The 17,702-nt window shown below is 70.3% G+C and carries 37 protein-coding genes and 1 pseudogene; 2 read left to right on the top strand and 36 right to left on the bottom strand.

What is annotated here, in order from left to right:
* Position 1: 1 nt before the first annotated feature.
* The 3 genes from D1350_RS16875 to D1350_RS16865 form a co-directional block, all read right to left on the bottom strand.
* Complete coding sequence (locus D1350_RS16875) at positions 2–1,540, bottom strand: RNA-binding protein (protein ID WP_125777185.1); 1,539 nt, start codon at positions 1,538–1,540, stop codon at positions 2–4.
* On the bottom strand, positions 1,461–1,847 hold the full coding sequence (locus D1350_RS16870) for a hypothetical protein (RefSeq protein WP_125777184.1): 387 nt from the start codon (positions 1,845–1,847) through the stop codon (positions 1,461–1,463). The genes D1350_RS16875 and D1350_RS16870 overlap by 80 nt, the downstream gene beginning before the upstream one ends.
* A gap of 100 nt (positions 1,848–1,947) precedes the next feature.
* Entirely contained in the window at positions 1,948–2,202 is a 255-nt protein-coding gene (locus tag D1350_RS16865; protein WP_125777183.1) for a hypothetical protein, read from the bottom strand.
* A 45-nt stretch (positions 2,203–2,247) separates the two neighbouring features.
* Here D1350_RS16865 and D1350_RS16860 point away from each other — a divergent pair, with 45 nt between their 5' ends.
* Positions 2,248–2,586, top strand: a complete 339-nt coding sequence (locus D1350_RS16860; protein WP_125777182.1) for a DUF4429 domain-containing protein — start codon at positions 2,248–2,250, stop codon at positions 2,584–2,586.
* 74 nt (positions 2,587–2,660) lie between these two features.
* Here the strand turns inward: D1350_RS16860 and D1350_RS16855 are convergent, their stop codons facing one another.
* The 33 genes and pseudogenes from D1350_RS16855 to D1350_RS16695 all read right to left on the bottom strand — a co-directional run bounded on the left by D1350_RS16855 (position 2,661) and on the right by D1350_RS16695 (position 17,154).
* Positions 2,661–2,936 carry a hypothetical protein gene (locus D1350_RS16855; RefSeq protein ID WP_125777181.1) on the bottom strand — a complete coding sequence of 92 codons (276 nt, stop codon included), beginning with the start codon at positions 2,934–2,936 and terminating at the stop codon, positions 2,661–2,663.
* Positions 2,937–3,173: 237 nt separating this feature from the next.
* Positions 3,174–3,884 carry a hypothetical protein gene (locus D1350_RS16850; RefSeq protein WP_125777180.1) on the bottom strand — a complete coding sequence of 237 codons (711 nt, stop codon included), beginning with the start codon at positions 3,882–3,884 and terminating at the stop codon, positions 3,174–3,176.
* Entirely contained in the window at positions 3,881–4,060 is a 180-nt protein-coding gene (locus D1350_RS16845; protein WP_125777179.1) for a hypothetical protein, read from the bottom strand. Before D1350_RS16845 ends, D1350_RS16850 begins: the two co-directional genes overlap by 4 nt.
* The gene (locus D1350_RS16840) at positions 4,057–4,419 is read right to left on the bottom strand and encodes a hypothetical protein (protein ID WP_125777178.1); all 363 of its coding nucleotides are present in this window, start codon (positions 4,417–4,419) and stop codon (positions 4,057–4,059) included. Before D1350_RS16840 ends, D1350_RS16845 begins: the two co-directional genes overlap by 4 nt.
* On the bottom strand, positions 4,416–5,015 hold the full coding sequence (locus D1350_RS16835; protein WP_125777177.1) for a hypothetical protein: 600 nt from the start codon (positions 5,013–5,015) through the stop codon (positions 4,416–4,418). Before D1350_RS16835 ends, D1350_RS16840 begins: the two co-directional genes overlap by 4 nt.
* Complete coding sequence (locus tag D1350_RS16830) at positions 5,015–5,212, bottom strand: hypothetical protein (RefSeq protein ID WP_125777176.1); 198 nt, start codon at positions 5,210–5,212, stop codon at positions 5,015–5,017. Before D1350_RS16830 ends, D1350_RS16835 begins: the two co-directional genes overlap by 1 nt.
* Entirely contained in the window at positions 5,209–5,421 is a 213-nt protein-coding gene (locus D1350_RS16825) for a hypothetical protein (RefSeq protein ID WP_125777175.1), read from the bottom strand. Before D1350_RS16825 ends, D1350_RS16830 begins: the two co-directional genes overlap by 4 nt.
* Before the next feature lie 78 nt (positions 5,422–5,499).
* Positions 5,500–5,886 carry a hypothetical protein gene (locus D1350_RS16820; RefSeq protein WP_125777174.1) on the bottom strand — a complete coding sequence of 129 codons (387 nt, stop codon included), beginning with the start codon at positions 5,884–5,886 and terminating at the stop codon, positions 5,500–5,502.
* Positions 5,887–5,910: 24 nt separating this feature from the next.
* Positions 5,911–6,354 (bottom strand): DUF7448 domain-containing protein, encoded by a 444-nt coding sequence (locus tag D1350_RS16815; RefSeq protein WP_125777173.1) that lies wholly within the window; start codon positions 6,352–6,354, stop codon positions 5,911–5,913.
* Positions 6,351–6,593: a hypothetical protein gene (locus D1350_RS16810; RefSeq protein ID WP_125777172.1), complete on the bottom strand. Its 243-nt coding sequence runs from the start codon at positions 6,591–6,593 to the stop codon at positions 6,351–6,353. Before D1350_RS16810 ends, D1350_RS16815 begins: the two co-directional genes overlap by 4 nt.
* Entirely contained in the window at positions 6,593–7,864 is a 1,272-nt protein-coding gene (locus D1350_RS16805; protein ID WP_125777171.1) for a replicative DNA helicase, read from the bottom strand. Before D1350_RS16805 ends, D1350_RS16810 begins: the two co-directional genes overlap by 1 nt.
* Complete coding sequence (locus D1350_RS16800) at positions 7,861–8,388, bottom strand: hypothetical protein (RefSeq protein ID WP_125777170.1); 528 nt, start codon at positions 8,386–8,388, stop codon at positions 7,861–7,863. Before D1350_RS16800 ends, D1350_RS16805 begins: the two co-directional genes overlap by 4 nt.
* A 224-nt stretch (positions 8,389–8,612) precedes the next feature.
* Positions 8,613–8,969, bottom strand: a complete 357-nt coding sequence (locus D1350_RS16795; protein ID WP_125777169.1) for a hypothetical protein — start codon at positions 8,967–8,969, stop codon at positions 8,613–8,615.
* Positions 8,966–9,340, bottom strand: a complete 375-nt coding sequence (locus D1350_RS16790) for a hypothetical protein (RefSeq protein ID WP_125777168.1) — start codon at positions 9,338–9,340, stop codon at positions 8,966–8,968. The genes D1350_RS16795 and D1350_RS16790 overlap by 4 nt, the downstream gene beginning before the upstream one ends.
* The gene (locus D1350_RS16785; RefSeq protein WP_125777167.1) at positions 9,337–9,573 is read right to left on the bottom strand and encodes a hypothetical protein; all 237 of its coding nucleotides are present in this window, start codon (positions 9,571–9,573) and stop codon (positions 9,337–9,339) included. Before D1350_RS16785 ends, D1350_RS16790 begins: the two co-directional genes overlap by 4 nt.
* Positions 9,570–9,881: a WhiB family transcriptional regulator gene (locus D1350_RS16780; RefSeq protein ID WP_125777166.1), complete on the bottom strand. Its 312-nt coding sequence runs from the start codon at positions 9,879–9,881 to the stop codon at positions 9,570–9,572. The genes D1350_RS16785 and D1350_RS16780 overlap by 4 nt, the downstream gene beginning before the upstream one ends.
* Entirely contained in the window at positions 9,878–10,210 is a 333-nt protein-coding gene (locus D1350_RS16775; RefSeq protein WP_125777165.1) for a PDDEXK family nuclease, read from the bottom strand. Before D1350_RS16775 ends, D1350_RS16780 begins: the two co-directional genes overlap by 4 nt.
* Positions 10,207–10,860 carry a DNA methyltransferase gene (locus D1350_RS24535; protein ID WP_240644170.1) on the bottom strand — a complete coding sequence of 218 codons (654 nt, stop codon included), beginning with the start codon at positions 10,858–10,860 and terminating at the stop codon, positions 10,207–10,209. Before D1350_RS24535 ends, D1350_RS16775 begins: the two co-directional genes overlap by 4 nt.
* Positions 10,861–10,922: 62 nt before the next feature.
* Entirely contained in the window at positions 10,923–11,450 is a 528-nt protein-coding gene (locus D1350_RS24530; RefSeq protein WP_240644169.1) for an HNH endonuclease, read from the bottom strand.
* Between the two features lie 145 nt (positions 11,451–11,595).
* Positions 11,596–11,820 (bottom strand): annotated as a pseudogene (locus tag D1350_RS24525) (hypothetical protein); the annotation flags it as partial.
* A 122-nt stretch (positions 11,821–11,942) separates the two neighbouring features.
* Positions 11,943–12,149: a hypothetical protein gene (locus D1350_RS16755; RefSeq protein ID WP_125777164.1), complete on the bottom strand. Its 207-nt coding sequence runs from the start codon at positions 12,147–12,149 to the stop codon at positions 11,943–11,945.
* On the bottom strand, positions 12,146–12,913 hold the full coding sequence (locus D1350_RS16750; RefSeq protein ID WP_125777163.1) for a recombinase RecT: 768 nt from the start codon (positions 12,911–12,913) through the stop codon (positions 12,146–12,148). The genes D1350_RS16755 and D1350_RS16750 overlap by 4 nt, the downstream gene beginning before the upstream one ends.
* Positions 12,910–13,716 (bottom strand): YqaJ viral recombinase family nuclease, encoded by an 807-nt coding sequence (locus D1350_RS16745; protein WP_125777162.1) that lies wholly within the window; start codon positions 13,714–13,716, stop codon positions 12,910–12,912. Before D1350_RS16745 ends, D1350_RS16750 begins: the two co-directional genes overlap by 4 nt.
* Before the next feature lie 38 nt (positions 13,717–13,754).
* The gene (locus tag D1350_RS16740) at positions 13,755–13,943 is read right to left on the bottom strand and encodes a hypothetical protein (protein ID WP_125777161.1); all 189 of its coding nucleotides are present in this window, start codon (positions 13,941–13,943) and stop codon (positions 13,755–13,757) included.
* Positions 13,940–14,134, bottom strand: a complete 195-nt coding sequence (locus tag D1350_RS16735) for a hypothetical protein (RefSeq protein ID WP_125777160.1) — start codon at positions 14,132–14,134, stop codon at positions 13,940–13,942. The genes D1350_RS16740 and D1350_RS16735 overlap by 4 nt, the downstream gene beginning before the upstream one ends.
* Positions 14,135–14,136: 2 nt before the next feature.
* Positions 14,137–14,385: a hypothetical protein gene (locus D1350_RS16730; RefSeq protein ID WP_125777159.1), complete on the bottom strand. Its 249-nt coding sequence runs from the start codon at positions 14,383–14,385 to the stop codon at positions 14,137–14,139.
* Positions 14,382–14,996, bottom strand: coding sequence for a hypothetical protein (locus D1350_RS16725; RefSeq protein WP_125777158.1), 615 nt, complete (start codon positions 14,994–14,996; stop codon positions 14,382–14,384). The genes D1350_RS16730 and D1350_RS16725 overlap by 4 nt, the downstream gene beginning before the upstream one ends.
* Positions 14,993–15,394, bottom strand: coding sequence for a hypothetical protein (locus D1350_RS16720; protein WP_125777157.1), 402 nt, complete (start codon positions 15,392–15,394; stop codon positions 14,993–14,995). The genes D1350_RS16725 and D1350_RS16720 overlap by 4 nt, the downstream gene beginning before the upstream one ends.
* On the bottom strand, positions 15,391–15,957 hold the full coding sequence (locus D1350_RS16715) for a hypothetical protein (protein ID WP_125777156.1): 567 nt from the start codon (positions 15,955–15,957) through the stop codon (positions 15,391–15,393). Before D1350_RS16715 ends, D1350_RS16720 begins: the two co-directional genes overlap by 4 nt.
* Positions 15,954–16,313, bottom strand: a complete 360-nt coding sequence (locus D1350_RS16710; RefSeq protein WP_125777155.1) for a hypothetical protein — start codon at positions 16,311–16,313, stop codon at positions 15,954–15,956. The genes D1350_RS16715 and D1350_RS16710 overlap by 4 nt, the downstream gene beginning before the upstream one ends.
* Positions 16,310–16,573: a hypothetical protein gene (locus D1350_RS16705; protein ID WP_125777154.1), complete on the bottom strand. Its 264-nt coding sequence runs from the start codon at positions 16,571–16,573 to the stop codon at positions 16,310–16,312. Before D1350_RS16705 ends, D1350_RS16710 begins: the two co-directional genes overlap by 4 nt.
* A 93-nt stretch (positions 16,574–16,666) precedes the next feature.
* Positions 16,667–16,867, bottom strand: coding sequence for a helix-turn-helix domain-containing protein (locus D1350_RS23800; RefSeq protein ID WP_164545197.1), 201 nt, complete (start codon positions 16,865–16,867; stop codon positions 16,667–16,669).
* Positions 16,864–17,154, bottom strand: a complete 291-nt coding sequence (locus D1350_RS16695; RefSeq protein WP_125777152.1) for a helix-turn-helix domain-containing protein — start codon at positions 17,152–17,154, stop codon at positions 16,864–16,866. Before D1350_RS16695 ends, D1350_RS23800 begins: the two co-directional genes overlap by 4 nt.
* Before the next feature lie 95 nt (positions 17,155–17,249).
* Here D1350_RS16695 and D1350_RS16690 point away from each other — a divergent pair, with 95 nt between their 5' ends.
* On the top strand, positions 17,250–17,519 hold the full coding sequence (locus tag D1350_RS16690; RefSeq protein WP_125777151.1) for a helix-turn-helix domain-containing protein: 270 nt from the start codon (positions 17,250–17,252) through the stop codon (positions 17,517–17,519).
* The last annotated feature ends 183 nt before the right edge of the window (positions 17,520–17,702 follow it).

Here is a 17,702-nt window from a genome sequence, read left to right as displayed (position 1 = left end):
CTCACAGCACGGAATCCATCAGGTCGTACTCCATCGCCGCCAGGCGCCGGTACTGCCACAGGCCGAGGGACATGCCCGCCAGCGCCACGACAGACGCACCGCCCTTGCGCCGGGACCACTTGTCCGCGTCGCCCATCGTCTGCTTCACCGCCCCCCGGACCGCGGCGTTCAGCACCGGGTCGTCGTCGTGGCGGATGGCCCGCTCGTTGATCGCGTCCTCAGCCATCGCGCACGCCTCGGCGAAGTCGGACGTCGTCGCGATGACGAGGTCGACGTCCAGGCCCGCGGCGTCGAGCGCCTCGGCGATGTCGTCCTCGAGCGGACCCGCCGGACCCTTCCCGTCGAGCACGACCGCCCTAACGGACGGCTGCGCGTCGCAGATGTCGGCCACCATCTCGGGCACCCAGCTGACGCCGGGAGCCTGGACGGCGACGCGCACCTGAGGAACCCCGTCGTCACCGGCGCCCACCAGGATGAGCGCCGTAGCCTGCCGGTCGAGCTGCGTCTCGACGGTGAGGGTCACGGGGCCGGTCGGTTCGACCAGGGCGCCCTGACAGTCGGCCCACGCCTGAGCGCTGATGACGCCCGTGCCCGCGTCGAGCGACGGCCACACCGACAGGCGCTCGCGAAGGAAGCCGTCGATGTCCGACTGCGCCGCTTCCCACTCGGCGTCGATCGTCTCGTGCAGCAGCCTGTCCGTGCCGAGCGCCGGGTTGGAGGATGCCCGGACATCCCACGACTCGGGGTCGATCTTCGCGGCCGGGTCGTCGCTCCCGACCGGGGTCCACTCTGCCCATGCCGCCCGCTCCGAGACGCCCTTGCGGCCGATGTCCCGGATGCCCGTCCAGACCTCGGAGTCGTTCTCCTCCGACGGCACGGTGCCCGTGTAGATGAGCTGCCGGTTCGTGCCCTGCGCCGACGTCGCGTACAGCATCGCGCGGTGTGCCAGAGCGGAGAACTGCTGTGACTCGTCGAAGATCACGCGGCGCGGCGAGAAGCCACGACCGGACGACTTCGAGCGGGCCAGGAACGCGAGGCGCGAGCCGTCGCGGAGTTCGATGACGTGCTGCCCGGTGAGCCCACCGTCCCAGCGCACCACCTCGGCGGCCAGGTCGTCGTTCGCCTGGATGAGCGCCTTCACGCGCAGGTACGCCTCGTCGGACGTCTTCAGCTCGTGCGCGGTCCACAGCGTGAAGTTCTTCCGGCCGGGCTGCTTCGGGTTCGTGCCGAACTGCCGACCGGTCAGGTGCGCCTCGAACAGGGACCACACGGCCACCGCTTCGAGCCAGCCGCCCTTGCCGTTCTGCCGGGCAACGAGCGCCCCGACCGTCGAGGCTGCCAGCCGGCCGCCCCGGGTCGCGAGCGTCATGCACACGAGCAGGCACTGCCACACGTCGAGGATCTGCCCGCACAACTCCATCAGGTCGATCGCGTCACGCGCGTCGTCCTCGCTGTCGAACTCAGGGCGATGCAGAACCCGCGGCGTCTGCTGACCCTTGGGCAGCAGCGCGGGCTTCACGGCGAGCGCGGAGCTGGTCAAGTCCCGACCTCCGCTCCGGCTTCACTGCCTCCACCTTCGGGACTCCGAGCTGCGCGAGGATCCCGCGCAAAGCCGTCGCCTGCTGGCGAGACTCGGCGAGAACCCCGTCGAACTTGACCTCAGCCACCCGGCCTTCGTCGTCAACCAGGCGGAACCTGAGCAGTTGCAGGACGCCCTTGCCGGCGATGATGTCGTCGAGGTCGTCCAGCCTGTCGGCGATCCTCGCGGCCTCGGTGAGCAGTGCCAGCGTGCGCGCGTCCGTCTCGTCGGTCGCGAGCGCTCGGAGCCTGTCGCCGGTCGAGTCCATGGCGAAAACCCCCGACGCTCGCGCGCGAAAAAAAATTGGTGACTGCGCGGTCATTTCGGGCACGCAGTTCTTAAAGATTCCAGGCCTCTGACCTGCGGTTTTACACGAACCAGCGGTATTCACTCACAGCCGCCACAAGCGCTCGCTGTTCGGCCATCGTGTTCCGGTTGCAGCCCTGGTGCATCGGCCCTGCGTACTCGGTGGCGGAACCTGGCACGTGGCCGAGGTCCCAGGGTGTGCCGGGCTCGATGGGCTGGTTGCACCTCGCGCAGTCGACGCCACCATCAGCGACGATCGGCTCCCACTGCTTGCGCACCTTGCGGTGTGCGTATCCGTAGCGTGAACGGTCGCTCATGTATCACCCGCGCAGGGTCAGGGCTCTATATCTAGCATGAACACTATGAGAGCGAGAGGTTACGGTGCCGACCTGGAGTACGACGGTGGCGAGTTCGTCACGATCTACCCGGGGAAGGTGTCCGCGAAGATAGCGGGCGCGGATGTGATCCGTGTGCCGGTCGCCGACGTGGAGCGGGTGGAGTTCAAGCCTGCGTCCGCGCTCGTGAACGGTCAGGTGCGGCTGCACGTGAGGGACGCGTCCACCGAGCGGCTGTGGTCGTACGGTGACCGGCAGCCTAACCGGGTGAACCGTGAGTCGCTGGTGGTGACGTTCCGCAAGCGGGACCGGGAGGCGTTCGAGGCGCTGCGTGCTGAGCTCGAACAGCAGGTGCCGTCAGCCTAGGTCTCCCCGCGTGCCGAACGCCCCAGACCTGGGGGCGGTCCGGGGCGTTTCGGGGATAGGTCTGCCAGTTGCGCCTATTGTTGCACGTCGCTCCGACGCGCTTTCGGCGCGCCACGCCGATGACCAGCGGCCAGCTTCGCGCCGTTGCGGTACAGGTGAACCTCAGCCCTGGCGACCGCCGAAGCGGCCACCCCGGTCACGCGCCCCTTCCAGCGCTTGACGTCCTCGGGGTGGATCACGCCTCGGTGCACCCATGACCTGATCGTCGCCTGCGGAAGCCGGAACCGGGCCGACGCCTGCGCGTAGGTCAGCCACTCCACACCCTCGGTGTCGATCACACGCTGGCTCATGGCTTCGCCCCTTCACCCTCGTCCTCACGGCAGGTGAGTGTATGGCCTCGGCATCGGTCGCCGCCATGTCGCTGACCCACTCGTGGTCGTGCGGCACGAGGATGCGCAGGTCACTGGCTGGCGGTCTGTGCTCGCCCAGAGTGACGGTGTACTCGCGGTCGTATCGGCAGTCGTGCACGACGACCTGATCGCCAGGCTGCGCGCGTGCTGCCCACTCGCCGAGTTCGTCCATCCAGCTCATGCGCTCTTCCTCTCGGTCCGTGCGAGCAGGCTGACCAGCCGCTCCCACTCGTCCTCGCTGAACAGTCGCCCGCACTCGGTGCAGGCCACGGCGAACGGCTGCCGGTAGTGAGCCGGCGGGAAGTACCGCAGCGCCACGACGTCGCAGCGGGGGCAGCGCACGTCGGGTACGGGCCGGTCGTTCTCCCGGTCCTCGGGCATGGGCCAGCGTGCGCGCAGGGTGCGGACGTCGCGGGCCAGCTCGCGCTTCATCTCCTTGGCCCACTCCTGCCGTGCGATCCACTCCACGTGGGGCAGCATCCATGCGACCACATCACCGTGCCACGGTCGGGCGTTGGGGCCGCGCAGGTTCGCCGGGTGCTCCTCGAGGACGACTTGCGCCCATGAGACGACGAGGGACCACAGTTCGTCGGCGGCGAGGTAGGCGGCGGGCAGCACGGTCTGTGCGGCGGCGTCTCCCCGGTGCACGGGGTCGGTCGTGAGCGGCTTGGCGCTGGCGACCATGGCGAGCCGTGCGACCTCGCCGAGGTGCTCCATGAGCGCTGGCACGTCGCCGAGGTCGGTCGTCAGGTGCAGGTAGCACGTGTCACAGAGGGTGCCCCGGTTCGCGGGTCGGGGCAGGCATCCGCGGCACTCGTCGCCGGGGCAGTCGGTCTTGTGCTCGTCTCGGATCCGGCAGCCGGACGCGCACGGGTTCGTGGTGGTCATCGCCCCTCGCCCTCCTCCGTGATCAGTTCCGCACGCGTCCAGGAGCCGGCCGCGATGATCAGGTGGGGCGGCGCGTACACGCTCGCCCGGACCACGAGCGCGCCGGACACGACGCTGATGTACCCCTCGACGGTCTGGGTTCCGCTCCAGAGCTTGACCAGGTAGCGGTTCGTCATGGCCCCTCCTCCTTGCCGTCCTTCTCGATCAGCGCGTACCAGATCCCGGTCTTCAGGTCGCAGATCGGCCCGTGCTTCATGGCCTCCAGCCACGCGGGCGGGACGGTGATCCAGCCGCCGGACGCCAGGCGAGCGCGTGCGGCCACCGGCTCAGCCCGCTCGACGCCCTTCGCGTACCAGTCGATGTCGAGCCCGAGCACGGTCCAGCGGCGCGGTGCAGCGTCGAAGAGCGGTCGCCAGCGCGGGTGCCGTCCGATGGCGAGCCGCCACCGGTTGCCCGCCTCGGCCATGCGCCAGTCCGCGAAGAACGTGTTCCCGACGGCGGCGAACTGGAGCCGGCCGATCGTCAGCCGCTTCACTGGCCCGCTCCCGTCGTCTCGGGTCCGGCTAGGGCACGGATCCGGGATGCGAGGTCGACGGCGAAGCACCCGGGCGTGGTGAGGTTCCGGTCGGCGCAGGAGACGTCGGGGCCGGGGTTGTCCAGCAGCGCCAGGATCGACGCCAGCCGGGCCTCGGCAGCCTTGGCGCGCTCCTGCCACCGGTCGGACTGGTCCTCGGCGAGCCGCACGTCACGACGCACTGCCTTGACGGCGTTCGACACGGCCACGTCCCACGCTGGGAACGTCATGGGCCGGAAGTACGCCTGCCACGTCTGGGCGCCGTCGTGGTGCGCGCCTGCCGTCCTGATCGCCGCGAACGCAGCTTCACCGAGCCTGTCCCGCTCCTCAGCGGTGCCATCGGCCACGAACCCCTCCACCACCTCGTCCATCGGCACGACGCCTTCGACGGTGACCCAGGTCGCGGTGCCCACGGTGCCGGGTGCGATCGGCTGGGGTGCGGGCGGTCCGGAGAGGATGGCGTCCGCCAGCGTCTCGTGGTTCCAGGCCGCCCCGTCGGTGTGCTGCTCGCGGATCGCCTTCTCCAGGGCCTGGCGGGTCCAGGTCTGCTCGCTCATCAGTCGTCCTCGCATTCGCACGGCAGGGTCAGGTTGCATCCGGGGCAGACGGGGGCCTCGTAGCGCACGGGGTCGGGGCAGACGGCGTGCACGATCTCGCGGTGGAACTCCAGGTCGCCGTACTCCACGTCCTGGCCCGGCTCGATCGGCTCGTCGCACGCGCCGCACGCGCCTCGGTAGCGGGCGGGGAAGCTCATCGGGGCCCCTCCTCGGTCGGGGTGTGCTCGGGGCAGAAGTCCCAGGCCATGCCGTCGATGTCGCGGCGGGTCCAGCCGGGCGCGCGCTTGGTCGCGGTGATCCGCACGCCGTTCACGGAGTGGGTGGTCGCGGCGTAGTGGTCGACGCTCCACTGGTCACAGCCGCCCAGGTCGTCGCACATGACGATGGGCGCGGTTCCGATGCTCATGGGGTCTCCTTGGTCGGGGTGGTGGTGGTCAGGCAGCGGTCGCAGGGCTGCTCGCCCCACTCGCAGGCGCAGCGGGCCTCAGCCACGCTCCCCACCCCCGTCCGCGTCCGGGCTGCGGAGGGCGGCGGCGCGGGACTGGTCTCGGACGATGCGGTGAGCCCGCGCCATGCCGATCTGCCAGCCAGCGCGCTGCGGCTCCGTCAGGACGGTGGTCGGCGGCTCCTTGTAGGCCACCTTGAGCGCAGCAGTCGCCTCCTGGAGCACCTGCGCGGCGATCAGCGGCCAGACGGCGGCGAGCACGTCGGGCAGGTGCGCCCAGGCGTCGTGCCAGCCCTCGACCCACGCCGCCATGCTCGGGTCCTCGGTGCCGTCGGGGCGCAGTTCGGCGCCGTAGGCCGGGCCACCTTGCAGGAGCGCAGCGCGGGCCGTCTCCAGGATGTCCTCGGGTACCTGGTCAGCGTCCATCGGGGGTCTCCTCGGGGTCGGTGGTCAGCGGGGCGAGCAACTGCCGCAGGCGGATGGCGACCAGGCCAGGGGGCGCGTAGGTGACGACGCCTTGAGCTCGGTGTGGGCGCAGCAGTCGTCGGTGTCGGCGAGGTGCACCCGGCGGCCGGAGTCGAGCGTGATGACCGTGGCCTCCTCGGTGCCGCCCCACTGGGTCGGCACGCGCTCGGTCACGACGCTGACGATGCGGTGTCCGACGACCGCCTCGGCGAGGGTGGCGACGTTCTCAGGCATCGTCCCGTCGTCGCTGTCCTCGGGCAGGGTCTCGGGCTCATAAGGGGCGCTCACGGTGATCCTCTCGGGCTCGGCGTCCACGGTCTCGCCACGGGACGCGCGCCAGGCTCGGTGCGCCTCCTCGGAGCCGCGGGCCACCTCGGGCGGGATGATGCTGTAGGCGGTCGGGGTGCGGGGGTCGGTGTGCTCGGTCACGATGTCTCCTCGGTGGTGGTGGGTGTCGTCTCGTCGCTCGGCTCACGCCACACCGCGACGGGCAGTGCACGATCAGGCCAGTGCTCAATCCGCAGCAGGTGCGCACGCGTGCGGCTCGGCGGCTTACGGAAGAATGTCGGCGGGTCGGGCAGGACCACCGTGCGAGGCAGGCACACCGCGCCCTCGGGCACGATCACCACCTCCCCGTCGTCCGGACCGCCCAGGATCTCGACACGCATCAGGCCGCTCCTCTCGCCGGCGCCCACGTCGGGTTGTCCAGGCGGGCGAACGAACCCTGCCGCCTCAGCTTCAGCACACCCGTCATGCCGGACCGGTTCTTCGCCACGGCGACGTGCATCGTCGTCGGGTCGTCCTCCTCGACGTGCAGCAGCACGATCACGTCGGCGTCCTGCTCCAGATTTCCGCTCTCGCGAAGGTCCGCCATCGTCGGCCGCTTGTCCGTGCGCGCCTCGGAGCCACGGTTGAGCTGCGACAGGGCGACCACCGGGACGTCGAGTTCCTTCGCGAGCACCTTCAGCCCGCGAGACATGTCGCCGACGACCTCGTGCCGGGGCCGCTTGTCACCCCGCGGCGTCGACATGAGCTGGAGGTAGTCGACGATCACGCCCGACAGCCCGAACGCGGACCGCGACAGGGACCGGGCGTGCGAGCGGACGTCCGTGATGCTGACGAACGCGCGGTCGTCGATCGAGATGGGCAGCCGCTCGAGTTCCACCTCTGCGGCGGCGAGGGCCAGCCGGTGCTCACCGTCCAGGCGGCGGGTGATGATCCGGGACAGCGGCACACCCGACTCGGCGGACAGCAGCCGTTCGTGAACCTCGTGCCGGGACATCTCCAGGTTGTTGACCGCGACGCCGCCGTGAGCGGACAGCCCGACGGCGAGACCGTTCGCCATGAGCGACTTACCGACGCCGGGCCTGGCTCCGACGATGTACAGCCTCCCGGGACGCAGACCGCCGATGAGGTGGTTCAGGTCGGCCCACGGTGTCGGGATCGCGGTGTCGGGGTGGTCGAGCCGTTCGAGCGTGGCCCGGATCTCGTCGCCGAGCATGTGCAGCCCGGCGACGGACCGTGAGCACGCGTCGATCTCCGCGCGGGCCATCTCGACCGCTTCGGCCGCGGTGTCTGCGGCCTCGGCGATCTGCTGCACACGGAGCCCCGACATCGCGAGCCGGCGCCGGGTCGCTGCGTCGGACACGAGCCCGGCGTAGTGGTCTGCCCCGGCGCCGGGTGCGTCGCCGTAGAGGGCGGCGACGTCGGCCGCGTCGATGCCGCGGACCTCCAGGCGCCCGAGGTTGGCGACGACGGTCGCCGGGTCGCACGGCTGCCCGTCGCGACGCAGCCGGGTCATGAGGTCCCAGAGCGCGCCGAGCTGTGGTGCTGCGAAGTCCGCGCCGACGAGGTGCGCGTCGTCGATCACGGTGGCGTCGCGCATGGCGAGCCCGACGATGGCGGTCTCCTGGTCGGCGTACCGGGCGGTGTCGCTCATGCGCGCGCCCCCTGCCCGGTGACGTCGCGGTCCCAGACGGACGAGCCGGGGCGTGCGTCGGCCTTGGCGTCCTTCTCGGCGTACTCGGCAGACCGGGAGAGCCACAGGTCGAACTCGGCGTCCCAGTCGATGCGCGCCTTGCGCTTGGACCTGGCGTCGGCCCGGAAGCGTTCGGTCTCGCGGGCGAGGTTGAGCCCGTTGGTGGCGCAGTAGGCGCGGTGCCGGTTCTGTGGTCCCCACGTGCTGTCGATGACGTGTCTCGGGATGCTGGTCTCCAGTCGGGGCGGCTCTTTCTCGGTGCCGCCGCTGGTGACCTTTACCTCCAAACCTTCTTCTTCTCTTGTCTTGTCTTGTCTTACGCCGTTACCGTGCGCGTTACCGGTTTCGGAGTAACGCGTTACCTCGTCACCCTGTAACGCGTTACGCTTCTGCTCGCGGTGCTTGGCGACGCGCTCGCGAGTCTTGGTCAGTCCCTCCTGAATCTGCTGGTCAGACCGGTTGTGACCCAGCCACTCATGGAACATCCACCCACCCTCGGCGACCTCCCACAGGCCCACCTCGACGAGTCGCGCAGCCTCAGCACGCGTACCGTCTAGTCCCCTCAGCATGTCCTTCGGGACATACCCGTCCGTACCTTGAGCGACACTCCAACTGAACGCCGTCGCCCACAGCGCGCGCGCTCCCTTGGACGCGCGACGCCACTTCACGGACGAGTGGAGGGAGCCGTACAGCTTGCCCCAGCGAGACCTCATGGTGTGGACCTCTCCTCGTCTGGGATGGCGTACCCGTCGGCCAGCGCGGTGACGAGCGCGCCGATGTCCCGTCGCCCGAGCGCGTCCTTCACGCGCCCGATCCACAGCGCCCGCTTGGGTTCGGTGTCGGGCTGCGGGGGCTGCGGTGCGGAATGCGTGGGGCAGGTCGCCGGCCGGTCGCGCCACTCGGGTTCGACGTCGCCGACACCCCAGCCGAGACGCCGGAGGTAGATGAGCGTGCTCGCCTGCTCGGACGCGGGCAGGTACATGGACTCCACGCACCCGCTCACGTCGCACTCGGCGACCTGGTGCAGCGAGCCGGTCAGGTGGTGGCGGACGTTGAGGCGGATCACGATGCCTCCCCTCGCGCGGCCTTCGCGGCGGTGTGGTAGTCGGTCGGCTCGCTGCCGCCGCACGGGTGGCACGGCTTGCGGGCGTCACGGTTCGGGCAGTCGTCGGCGTGGAAGTAGTACGTGTCCCAGCCGAGAAGCTTCCGGTCTGCCTCGCGCAGGCCAGGCGCTCCGATGCCGACGCCGAGCGTGGGCATCGCGGGCGCAGGCTCGCGGCGGGCGGTGGAGTGCCACGTACCGACCTGACCGACCCACCACACCTGCCCGCAGATGCAGGCGGTGAGGTTGATGCCGGGGTTGTAGCAGCCGGGCAGGTGCTCGGTGCCGCACGTCAGGCGCCCAGTGCGGTTCTCGCCGATGAAGGTGATGCTCACGACGCACCTCCCGCCCGCTTGACGTCCCGCGCACGCTCGACCCGCCACCGTGCGACAGCGGCGCGCTCCTCGTCAGTCAGGGGCCGCTCGATGCGTGCCCGGTACCGCTCGGCGAGCACGCGCCTCTCAGGCCGGGTGAAGCCGTCGTTACCGCGGAATCCGAGGTGGTCCAGGCCGACGCGCAGGACAGCCAGCAGCCAGGCCAGGGTCCAGGCGAGGGGGGTCGACTTCATGCGGCCTTCCCCATCTCGTCACGCCGCAGCGACCGACGCTCGTTCGGCGACAGCCCGGCCCAAACGCCGTGCTGTTCGTTGTTCGCCAGGGCCACCTCCAGGCAGCGGCCGTTGCCACCGTCCTCGAGCCGGGTCAGCGGGCACGAGGCACACACGCGCACGGCCTCGCGGGTCGACTCGCCGACCTCGGGGAACCAGACGTCACCCGCCCACGCGCCGATCTGCGCGCACAGGGCCCGCTCCTTCTCGTCGGCGGTGAAGCTCGCGACCGTCCTGATCTCCGGGAGCGTCGTGGTCCGCTTAGTCATGCGGTCACTTCCTCAAGCTCGTCCGGCGTCCACGACACCCAGTCCTTGGGGCCGGGTCCGGTGAGGCGTCGGTAGGTGGTGGTGGGTCGTGCGGCGACGATGGCGAGGGCCCCGGGGATGAGGCTTGCCAGGTGCAGGAGGGCGACCCTCTCGGCGGGCGGGATGAGCCCGTTGGTCTTGGCCTGGACGAACACGACCTGCCCCGGCTTGAAGCCGATGACGTCGGCGGCGCCCTTGGAGGAGGCGGCGCGCAGGGTGATGTAGCCGTGGGCGGCCAGGTCGTGCTGGACGTCCCACTCCAGGCGCCGGCCCCGCTGGTAGTGGGTCATGACGCCTCCCCGAGGTCGAGCCCGAGCTGCAGCGGCTTGCTGAGCCGGGAGACGATGAGCGGCAGGTAGTCGGCCTCCCTCTCGATCGCGATGCACCGGAACCCCTCGATGACGCACGCCTCCGCGGTCGTCCCCGACCCTGCGAACGGTTCGAGCACGACTCCGCCAGGCGGTGTGACGAGCCGGACGAGCCAGCGCATGAGGTCCAGGGGCTTCACGGTGGGGTGTGCGGTCTCGCCGTCGCGGGGTCGCTCGGCCGTCGGGGCCTTGGCCTCGTAGCGGAACGTCGGGAAGAACCGGGATGCGCCGACCTGCTGGTCCATCGGAGATGCAGGCATCTCATCGATGCGGTTGGTGGTCCCGCGCTCGCCTGCCGAGAAGTTTCGAAGGTCGCGCGGAGTTCCGCCCTTGTTTCCCGCTAGGTGCAGATGCGAAGTCTGCGCGTCGAGCTCGGCCGCCTGGGTGTCGTCGAGGACGACGTTCGCGGGCCAGCGGCCGGTGTTGGGATCCATGCCGCCCCTGTCCGACAGCGCGCCGATCGGCGAGTAGGCGCCGTGCTGCCCGCCGGGGCTCGGCGAGGTGGGAACGTCCTTCGACGTCCCCACCCGGCACCCGTCGATGTTCAGCGCCCCGGTGCCGTGCGTGATCACGTTCGCCGCGACGGTGCCGACGAGGGGCTTGCGGCCGACGACGATGGGCTCGAAAGCGGGCTTTAGGGTTGTGGAGAATCCTCGGAATGCCGGGTCGAGGCCGCCGCATCTCGGGCACTCTGCACGTCCTCGAAGTGCTCCGTCATCCAGTGCGACATGTGATCCGGATACAGGACCAGATTCTCCGGCCGGTTGTCCGCCCGGTCCCGATTGATGTGGTGCACCTCTTCCGGCGGCACCACTGGGCGGCCGATCATCCGCTCCATGACCAACAGGTGCTCCGCCACGTAGCCGTTCGCCCTCGACCTCGGATGCCCCGGCTTCCGCACCATGCGGTAGCCCTTCTCCGGCTCGATGTAACTGCCGCCCTTCCACGACGGGTTGCGCTCCCCGCGCATCTTCTCCGCGGCTGACGCTACGGCTTCCGGCGACCATGCCGCCCGGCCCTTGCCCCCGTGCTTCGCCCACTCCCTGCCTCGCGCCTGGCCGTTGCACTGGCGCGAGCAGAACGGGGTCTTGACCCTCGCCGCGTGGGACGGGGGGCGCGTGAACGTCTTGCCGCACTCGGGGCAGATCAGGGTTACCGGCATGGTCATATGGTATTGGGTTCCCCCCACACTCGCACCACAACACGCCGGGCCGATTGCCGAGCAGGCCGCCCTTGCTAAACCCGGACCCGTACAGCCACGCGATCGAGTCGCGGATCTCGAACCCGGCATCCTCGACAGCGCACGCGAGACGGTGCCAGGTGCGCGAGCCACCGAACGCCAGCATGTGCCCGCCCGGCTTGAGGACCCGCAGGCACTCGGTGGCCCACAGCTCGCACCACTCCTGGAACATCGAGCCAGCGCGGTACTCCGGCGACGTGCGCGAGGCGCGGCCGAATGGGTTGTCGCGTCCAGCGTCGGCGGCGTTGAGCGAGCGCCTGAACCCGTCGGCGCCGTCCCACTCGCGACCCATGAACTCGAGGCCGTAGGGCGGGTCCGTGACGATCGCGTCGACCGAGCCGTCGGGCAGGGTGCGCATCACGTCGAGGCAGTCCCCGTGCCAGAGGGTCACCGTGTCGTCGGTGTAGTAGGGGGTCACGCGTCCTCCAGGTCGAGGGTTGGCTGGTCGCCGTCGATGGGCGGGCCGGGTGGGGTGGGGTCGAGCTCGCGGGTGGCGAGGATCTTGGACGGGGCGGCATCGAACTCGGCGACCCATGCGGTCTCGGTGTCGAAAACCTGCGAGACGCCCTGCTCCAGCCCGCCGTAACCGGCGAACATGGCGCCCACGCTCAGCCCGCTCACGCCGCACCGTCTTCGGGCGCGTTCGGGAAGGGGTCCTCGTCGAGGATCTGGGCTTCCACGATGTGCACCGGCTCGGGCCGGGGGTCGCTCGCACGGGCGGGTTCAGCCTCGACCTCCTTGACGGCGCGAAGCTGCTCGCGGATGTACTCCGCCGAGGTGGGCACCCACTTCGCGAGGTCGTGCGCAGCCGTCTTCATCCACATGGCGACCTCGTCCGAGGTCCACGGGGAGTGCGACTTGCCCGCGGTCGCCGAGGCGTCCTTGGCCCGCCTGATGCGCGTCTTGTTGACGACGACGACCTTCGACACGGCCCCGTCCTTCATGACGGCGTAGGCGTAGGCCAGGCGGATGGGCCCGCGGTCGTCGGCGTCCCAGTCGATGCGGTGCTTCGGGCGGTCGTCCACGCCGGGGGTGTACTCGAATCCGTCGCGCTCGAACACGGGCTCGACGATCACGGAGGACACGGCGCCGGCGCGGTACATCAGCTCGATCTCGCCCTGGTAGCCGACGATGCCGAGCACCTTCCCGCCGCGCACGGTCAGGTAGTACTCCTTGGACCCGGGCTGGAGTCCGAGGCGGGCGGCTTCTGCGAGGGCGTTCATGACGGCGCCGGGGTCGCTGTTCGCTGCGTTCCAGAGGTTGCGGTCCTTGCGGACTGCGGCGACGGCGGCGTTGAGCCACCCGTCGCCCTTCTCGGCGAGGTGGGAGGGGAGCACGCTCGTCAGTTCGGTGGCGTGCTGGCGGATTACGACGTCGGCGCTCATGATGCGGCCTTTCGGGTGCTGGGCAGGCCGCGGGCGGCGACCACGTACGGGGTGCCGCCGTTGCGTGCCTGGCGGGTGAGCAGGGTGGTGCCGTCCCAGACGGCGCGCTGCGCGTTGCCCATCAGGGCGGCGATCTCGTTCTTCGCGAGCGTCTCGGCCTCGGTGGCTTCGGCGACCACCTCGCGGGCGTCGAGCCAGCGCACGGCGAGGGCCGCGGGTACCTCGACCGACTCGGGGTCGATCTCCGGGTGCAGGGCTCGGATCGCCTGGTAGGTGTGGGAGGACCCGTCGAGCGGGGGCGGGGTCCCCGCGGCGAGGGAGTCCATGAACGCCCGGGCCTCGGTCACGAGGTGGTCGATGCGGTCGTTGTCCCGATCGATCGGGTACTCGCGGAACTCCATCGCGACGTCGGCTGCGACGTAGGCGCGGCGGGCACCGGTGACCCACATCTCCCACTGGACCTGGTCGTAGTAGCCGGGCGGTACGCCGGTCTCCCACTCGTAGGCCAGGCGCGAGGTCTTGCACTGGACGACCGCCTGATCACGCTTGGTCTTGCCGAAGACGCGACCGTCGGGCGAGGCGCCGGCCCAGCCGTCGACCTCGGCCCACTCGCCGGGCTTCACGATCAGCTCGGGGTGCTGGTCCGCGAACCACTGGAGCAGCACGGGCTCCAGGTAGTGCCCGTAGGACATCTCGGCGGACTGGGGCTGGGGTTCGAGGTCGCCGTGCATGCGGTGCCAGAGGGAGAACCGGGACTCGTACGGGCTGGTGCCGACGACGGCGGCGACCTTGGATGCGGTCATGTACCGCAGCCACTCGGCGGAACCGGGCTTCGGGGCCCTCACGCCGTCTGCCCCTTCCGTCGCGCGGACTGTGCGGCCCGCTCGCGTCGGATCTGGGCGATGTCGTCGCGGGTGAGGGAGCGCAGGGGCCGTCGTCGCTCGTAGCGCACGAGGGGGTTGATGCCGTACTCCAGCGACGCAAGGAACGCGGCCTTGGCGTCGGGGTGGCTGTGTAGGCGCTGGGTCACGACTGCTCACCGTCCTTGACGACGACGAACTCGCCGTCCACCTCGTAGGAGGACTCGACGGTGGCGGGCGCGTTCCGGGTGCGGATGCGCACGCCAGCCTTCTTGGCGTAGGTCCGCAGGGCGACCGAGGGGCCACCGGGGAACCGCCGCCGCTCAGCCGGGACGGCGTTCATCTGCTGGGTGACGTTCATGATCAGAGTCCTCCGGACAGGTCGGTGATGAGGGTCTGCGCGAACTCGCGGTACTTGGTGCGGGCCACCTCGGACAGCAGGAGCCAGTGACCACCGGGGCAGTCGGCGCGGTACAGGGCGGCGGCGAGGTGGTCCGGGTCCATCCGCGAGACGGACCAGTCACGGCCGTGGATCAGACCGACCGCGAGACCGACAGCGGCGGACACGAGGACCACGGCGAGGAAGAAGAGGACGAGGTCGGCGGGGATCACTTCGCACCCCCGGCCAGGAGGTCGTCCCAGGCGTCGCGGATTTCGCCGCCGCCTGACATGAGCACCAGCAGGCCGATGAAGTCTTCGTTGGTGCGGATCAGGACCAACTTCCCGCGCCGCTCGCAGACCAGCGCTGCGCCGGCGCTCTGGAACTTCGCCACGTGCCGGGCGTCGAACGTCAGCGGTGCAGGGTCGCCACCCTCGTCGAAGCCAGCGATCAGCCGCAGCACGTCGGGGTAGCCCTCGCGCGTGGTGGTGGTCAGCGACAGGGACCCACCGGCCACGCGGGTGACCGAGATGGAGACGTTGCCGCCGTCCACCTCGATCGTCACGTGGTGGCCGTGAGCCATCCGGGCGGGCATGCGGGCCATGCGCTCGGCCTCGGTGATGGCGTCGAGCGGGATCACCGCGTCGAAGCCCTCGGGCACCGTGACGCCCCGCTCGTACGCGACACCCAGCGTGTAGCGGTCGGTGGCGAGTGCGGCCAGGTGGCCCTTGTGCTCGAACAGGCGGACCGACGACAGGAGCGGCAGTTCACCCCGGGAGGCGTGCGGCTTCACCTTGGCGATGAGGGACTTCCAGTCCCGGACGGTGAGTGCGATGGCGTTCACGGGGCCACCTCCACGGCGGTCTCGGCGTGCACGTGGCGGACCACGTGCGGCCGGACCTTCGCTCCCGGGGCGACTGCGGACATCTGCGCCGCTGCCTCGCGTGCCGACTTCTCGTCGTCACGCCACCAGCCGCGCCCCCAGTACGAGCCCTTGCCGAACTCGTGGCGTCCGTCCTGGCAGCCGCACGGTGCCCACTCGACCCATTCGCGGTCGGTGCCGTACACCTCGCCGTCGGAGATGATCGCGGACACGTCCGCCATCACGTCCTCGGTACCGGTCGCGGTGGCAGCACCGCGCAGGAGTCCCGCGAACGCCTCCAGGAGACGGTCAGGGTCGTTGCTCGCGTCGATGCGCTCGCGAGGCGTCGTCAGCTCGGCGTCGGAGATGGTGCGCCTCATGACGGCACCCGCTCGCTGAACGTGATGAACGACGCGCGCAGGTCGCCGTCCCGCGCGGCCCCGGCCGGACGGTGCGCCCAGTCGCGGACCGCGTCGGCCAGTGCCCAGATGGCGGCACTGATGCGCTGACCGTCCAGGACGTCCGTGTCCAGCCCGGCGCGGCGCAGGATCTCGGACGAGCCCTTGCCGAACGGTTCGCCGGCCAGCGGGCCGACGGGGTCCACTTCGGGAGCGGGCTCGACGCGCACAAGGCTGCCGCCCGGGATCGACCACTCACCGTCAGGGAACGTGACGCCGACGGCGGAGACGTCCGGCCGCGTGTACCCGACGGTGCCGACCTGGCCCTCCAGCTCCGGGATCGGGCCGATGTACAGCACGGTGTCGTGCCTCTGGAGCGGACGAGCGATCGGCACCTCGGGCAGCGCCACGGGCTCGACCTCGTGACGCCAGCCCGCACCGTGCGGGTGGACGACGAGGACGACGACGGCGTGCCCGTTGACGGTGAGCCGCTCACCGACCTCGTGACGCAGGTCCGTGGTGATGTGCTCGTGGATGGCGGTCATGACGACACCTCGGCTTCCGCCTCGTCGTCGGTGACGGGCGCGACATAGGCGACCCGCACGGTCAGCGCGTTGGAGTAGGCGTCGATGCCGTGGCGCGGGTCGCTTCCTACGCCGAAACCCTTGGTTGCCCACACCTGGTCGCCGAGGTTGTCGACCTCGACGCCCGCTCGCTCGGCGAACTGCTCGACCGCTTCACGAGAGTCCAGGATGAGCGTCATGCCCACGTCCTGTCCCGGGTGCCCCCGCTGCGACAGGACGTCCTGGTACTCCAGCGCCTCGGCATCCAGCCAGTCGGCCATCTCGCGCAGGGCAGCCGTGAACGCGGTCACGGACAGGCGCTCGGTCGTGGCGGTCATGACAGGCCCCCGTCCTGGCTCTGACGGGTCCACTCGGCGAGGTCGCGCTCGACCTTGTCGGCGAACTCGGCCTCGATGTACGCACGGTCCTTCGTGCGGTCGTACAGCGGCGTGGGCTCCGTGTGGTCCACGGGCACGAACGGCACGGGCTCGTCAGCCGCGAAGTCCTCGGCGGGGGTCGGATTCGTCGCTCCGACCGCGCGGCCGACGGCATACAGCCAGTCGTCCACCGCGGCGAGCAGACGGGAGAGGGGGTTCATGGGATACTCCTTGGTGTAGAGCGCCCGGTGCGGATCGGCTTTGGTCGGTTGTTTCCGCTGCCGGGCGCTTGCCTTGTCCTGCTGTGTGCGGCCTCAGAGGGTCGCGTCTGCGCCCGGCTTCTGCGCCGGGAGCGCGTCGAACCAGGCACGAAGGTCCGAGTAGTCGACGAGGCACTTACGCCCGCGGTACCGGACGCGGATCTCCCCGTCGTCGATGGCCCGCTTCAGCTCCTTGTCGGACAGCCCTACGAGCGCGGCTGCCTGGGGGCGAGGGACGGCGATGGTCTCGCTCACGACGCGTCCCCCTCCGGCGTGGCGTCGGATATCCGACGCACCGGAACACGGATGAACCCGTCCGTGCGGAACAGCTCGGCCTCCTGGAGCCCGAACGCCTGCTCCAGCATCGCGAGCTGTGCCGGCGTCCAGCCGCTCTTGTCGGCTTCCTTGGTGCGGTAGGTGGACAGCGGCATCCCGATGGACTCGGCGGCCTGCTCCTGAGTCCACCCCAGAGCGCCGCGGGCTGTGGCGACCCGGGCGGCGGTGTGCCGCCTCCGGTCTGCAAGCTCCTCAGTGATGCTCATGACGCTGACTCTAGCGTCGGATATCCGACGGGCGCAAGTCCAAAATTAGTTGTGACCCGCCGTATTTATGACGGCGGTTGCTACTCTCTATACCCGTGACTGACAAGCCGCCGCGGCAGACCTCAGACCTCGGCGTGCGCATGGGCAAGGCGCTACGCGAACTTCTGAGCGACCACGGGATCACGCTCGACCAGGTGGCGGACGTGCTGGGACCCGCGCGGTCCCGTGCCTACGTGAGCGAGCGGACCAACGGGACCCGCGAGCTCAGCACGGACATCATCTACGCGGCGGCGAAGCTCCTGCACCTGACTGACGACGGGGTGATGGTGGAGATCTTCACGCGGATGCGCCGACCTGGCTCTTGAACCGGAGCCGGACGAACGCCGGCGCGGGCCTCGGGCAGTCACCGACCGCGGGGACGTCGGGGGCGGGGGCGGCGTTGAAGGGGCATCCGACGATGGGGCAGAACTGCTCGGGACAGGCAGGCTGGTCGGCCATGCGACATCTCTCCTTTGAGGTCCGGAGGGGGCGGCGCTCCCCCCTGCTCC

The organism is Antribacter gilvus (genome assembly GCF_003946865.1).
GTDB classification, from domain to species: Bacteria; Actinomycetota; Actinomycetes; order Actinomycetales; family Cellulomonadaceae; genus Antribacter; species Antribacter gilvus.
Note: the sequence above shows the minus strand (reverse complement) of the source record. Positions and strands in the feature narration are given on the sequence as shown.

What these genes read in the sequence shown, in the direction of transcription:
- D1350_RS16720 (WP_125777157.1), bottom strand. Translation starts at nt 15,394, where the DNA reads ATGAGGCGCACCATCTCCGACGCCGAGCTGACGACGCCTCGCGAGCGC.
- D1350_RS16830 (WP_125777176.1), bottom strand. Translation starts at nt 5,212, where the DNA reads ATGAGCTTCCCCGCCCGCTACCGAGGCGCGTGCGGCGCGTGCGACGAG.
- D1350_RS16775 (WP_125777165.1), bottom strand. Translation starts at nt 10,210, where the DNA reads ATGACCCACTACCAGCGGGGCCGGCGCCTGGAGTGGGACGTCCAGCAC.
- D1350_RS16785 (WP_125777167.1), bottom strand. Translation starts at nt 9,573, where the DNA reads ATGAAGTCGACCCCCCTCGCCTGGACCCTGGCCTGGCTGCTGGCTGTC.
- D1350_RS16860 (WP_125777182.1), top strand. Translation starts at nt 2,248, where the DNA reads ATGAGAGCGAGAGGTTACGGTGCCGACCTGGAGTACGACGGTGGCGAG.
- D1350_RS16780 (WP_125777166.1), bottom strand. Translation starts at nt 9,881, where the DNA reads ATGACTAAGCGGACCACGACGCTCCCGGAGATCAGGACGGTCGCGAGC.
- D1350_RS16850 (WP_125777180.1), bottom strand. Translation starts at nt 3,884, where the DNA reads ATGACCACCACGAACCCGTGCGCGTCCGGCTGCCGGATCCGAGACGAG.
- D1350_RS16855 (WP_125777181.1), bottom strand. Translation starts at nt 2,936, where the DNA reads ATGAGCCAGCGTGTGATCGACACCGAGGGTGTGGAGTGGCTGACCTAC.
- D1350_RS16745 (WP_125777162.1), bottom strand. Translation starts at nt 13,716, where the DNA reads ATGACCGCATCCAAGGTCGCCGCCGTCGTCGGCACCAGCCCGTACGAG.
- D1350_RS16845 (WP_125777179.1), bottom strand. Translation starts at nt 4,060, where the DNA reads ATGACGAACCGCTACCTGGTCAAGCTCTGGAGCGGAACCCAGACCGTC.
- D1350_RS16800 (WP_125777170.1), bottom strand. Translation starts at nt 8,388, where the DNA reads ATGTTCCATGAGTGGCTGGGTCACAACCGGTCTGACCAGCAGATTCAG.
- D1350_RS16750 (WP_125777163.1), bottom strand. Translation starts at nt 12,913, where the DNA reads ATGAGCGCCGACGTCGTAATCCGCCAGCACGCCACCGAACTGACGAGC.
- D1350_RS16835 (WP_125777177.1), bottom strand. Translation starts at nt 5,015, where the DNA reads ATGAGCGAGCAGACCTGGACCCGCCAGGCCCTGGAGAAGGCGATCCGC.
- D1350_RS16810 (WP_125777172.1), bottom strand. Translation starts at nt 6,593, where the DNA reads ATGCGTGTCGAGATCCTGGGCGGTCCGGACGACGGGGAGGTGGTGATC.
- D1350_RS16825 (WP_125777175.1), bottom strand. Translation starts at nt 5,421, where the DNA reads ATGAGCATCGGAACCGCGCCCATCGTCATGTGCGACGACCTGGGCGGC.
- D1350_RS16715 (WP_125777156.1), bottom strand. Translation starts at nt 15,957, where the DNA reads ATGACCGCCATCCACGAGCACATCACCACGGACCTGCGTCACGAGGTC.
- D1350_RS16870 (WP_125777184.1), bottom strand. Translation starts at nt 1,847, where the DNA reads ATGGACTCGACCGGCGACAGGCTCCGAGCGCTCGCGACCGACGAGACG.
- D1350_RS16865 (WP_125777183.1), bottom strand. Translation starts at nt 2,202, where the DNA reads ATGAGCGACCGTTCACGCTACGGATACGCACACCGCAAGGTGCGCAAG.
- D1350_RS24530 (WP_240644169.1), bottom strand. Translation starts at nt 11,450, where the DNA reads ATGCCGGTAACCCTGATCTGCCCCGAGTGCGGCAAGACGTTCACGCGC.
- D1350_RS16735 (WP_125777160.1), bottom strand. Translation starts at nt 14,134, where the DNA reads ATGAACGTCACCCAGCAGATGAACGCCGTCCCGGCTGAGCGGCGGCGG.
- D1350_RS16820 (WP_125777174.1), bottom strand. Translation starts at nt 5,886, where the DNA reads ATGGACGCTGACCAGGTACCCGAGGACATCCTGGAGACGGCCCGCGCT.
- D1350_RS16695 (WP_125777152.1), bottom strand. Translation starts at nt 17,154, where the DNA reads ATGAGCATCACTGAGGAGCTTGCAGACCGGAGGCGGCACACCGCCGCC.
- D1350_RS16805 (WP_125777171.1), bottom strand. Translation starts at nt 7,864, where the DNA reads ATGAGCGACACCGCCCGGTACGCCGACCAGGAGACCGCCATCGTCGGG.
- D1350_RS16705 (WP_125777154.1), bottom strand. Translation starts at nt 16,573, where the DNA reads ATGAACCCCCTCTCCCGTCTGCTCGCCGCGGTGGACGACTGGCTGTAT.
- D1350_RS16710 (WP_125777155.1), bottom strand. Translation starts at nt 16,313, where the DNA reads ATGACCGCCACGACCGAGCGCCTGTCCGTGACCGCGTTCACGGCTGCC.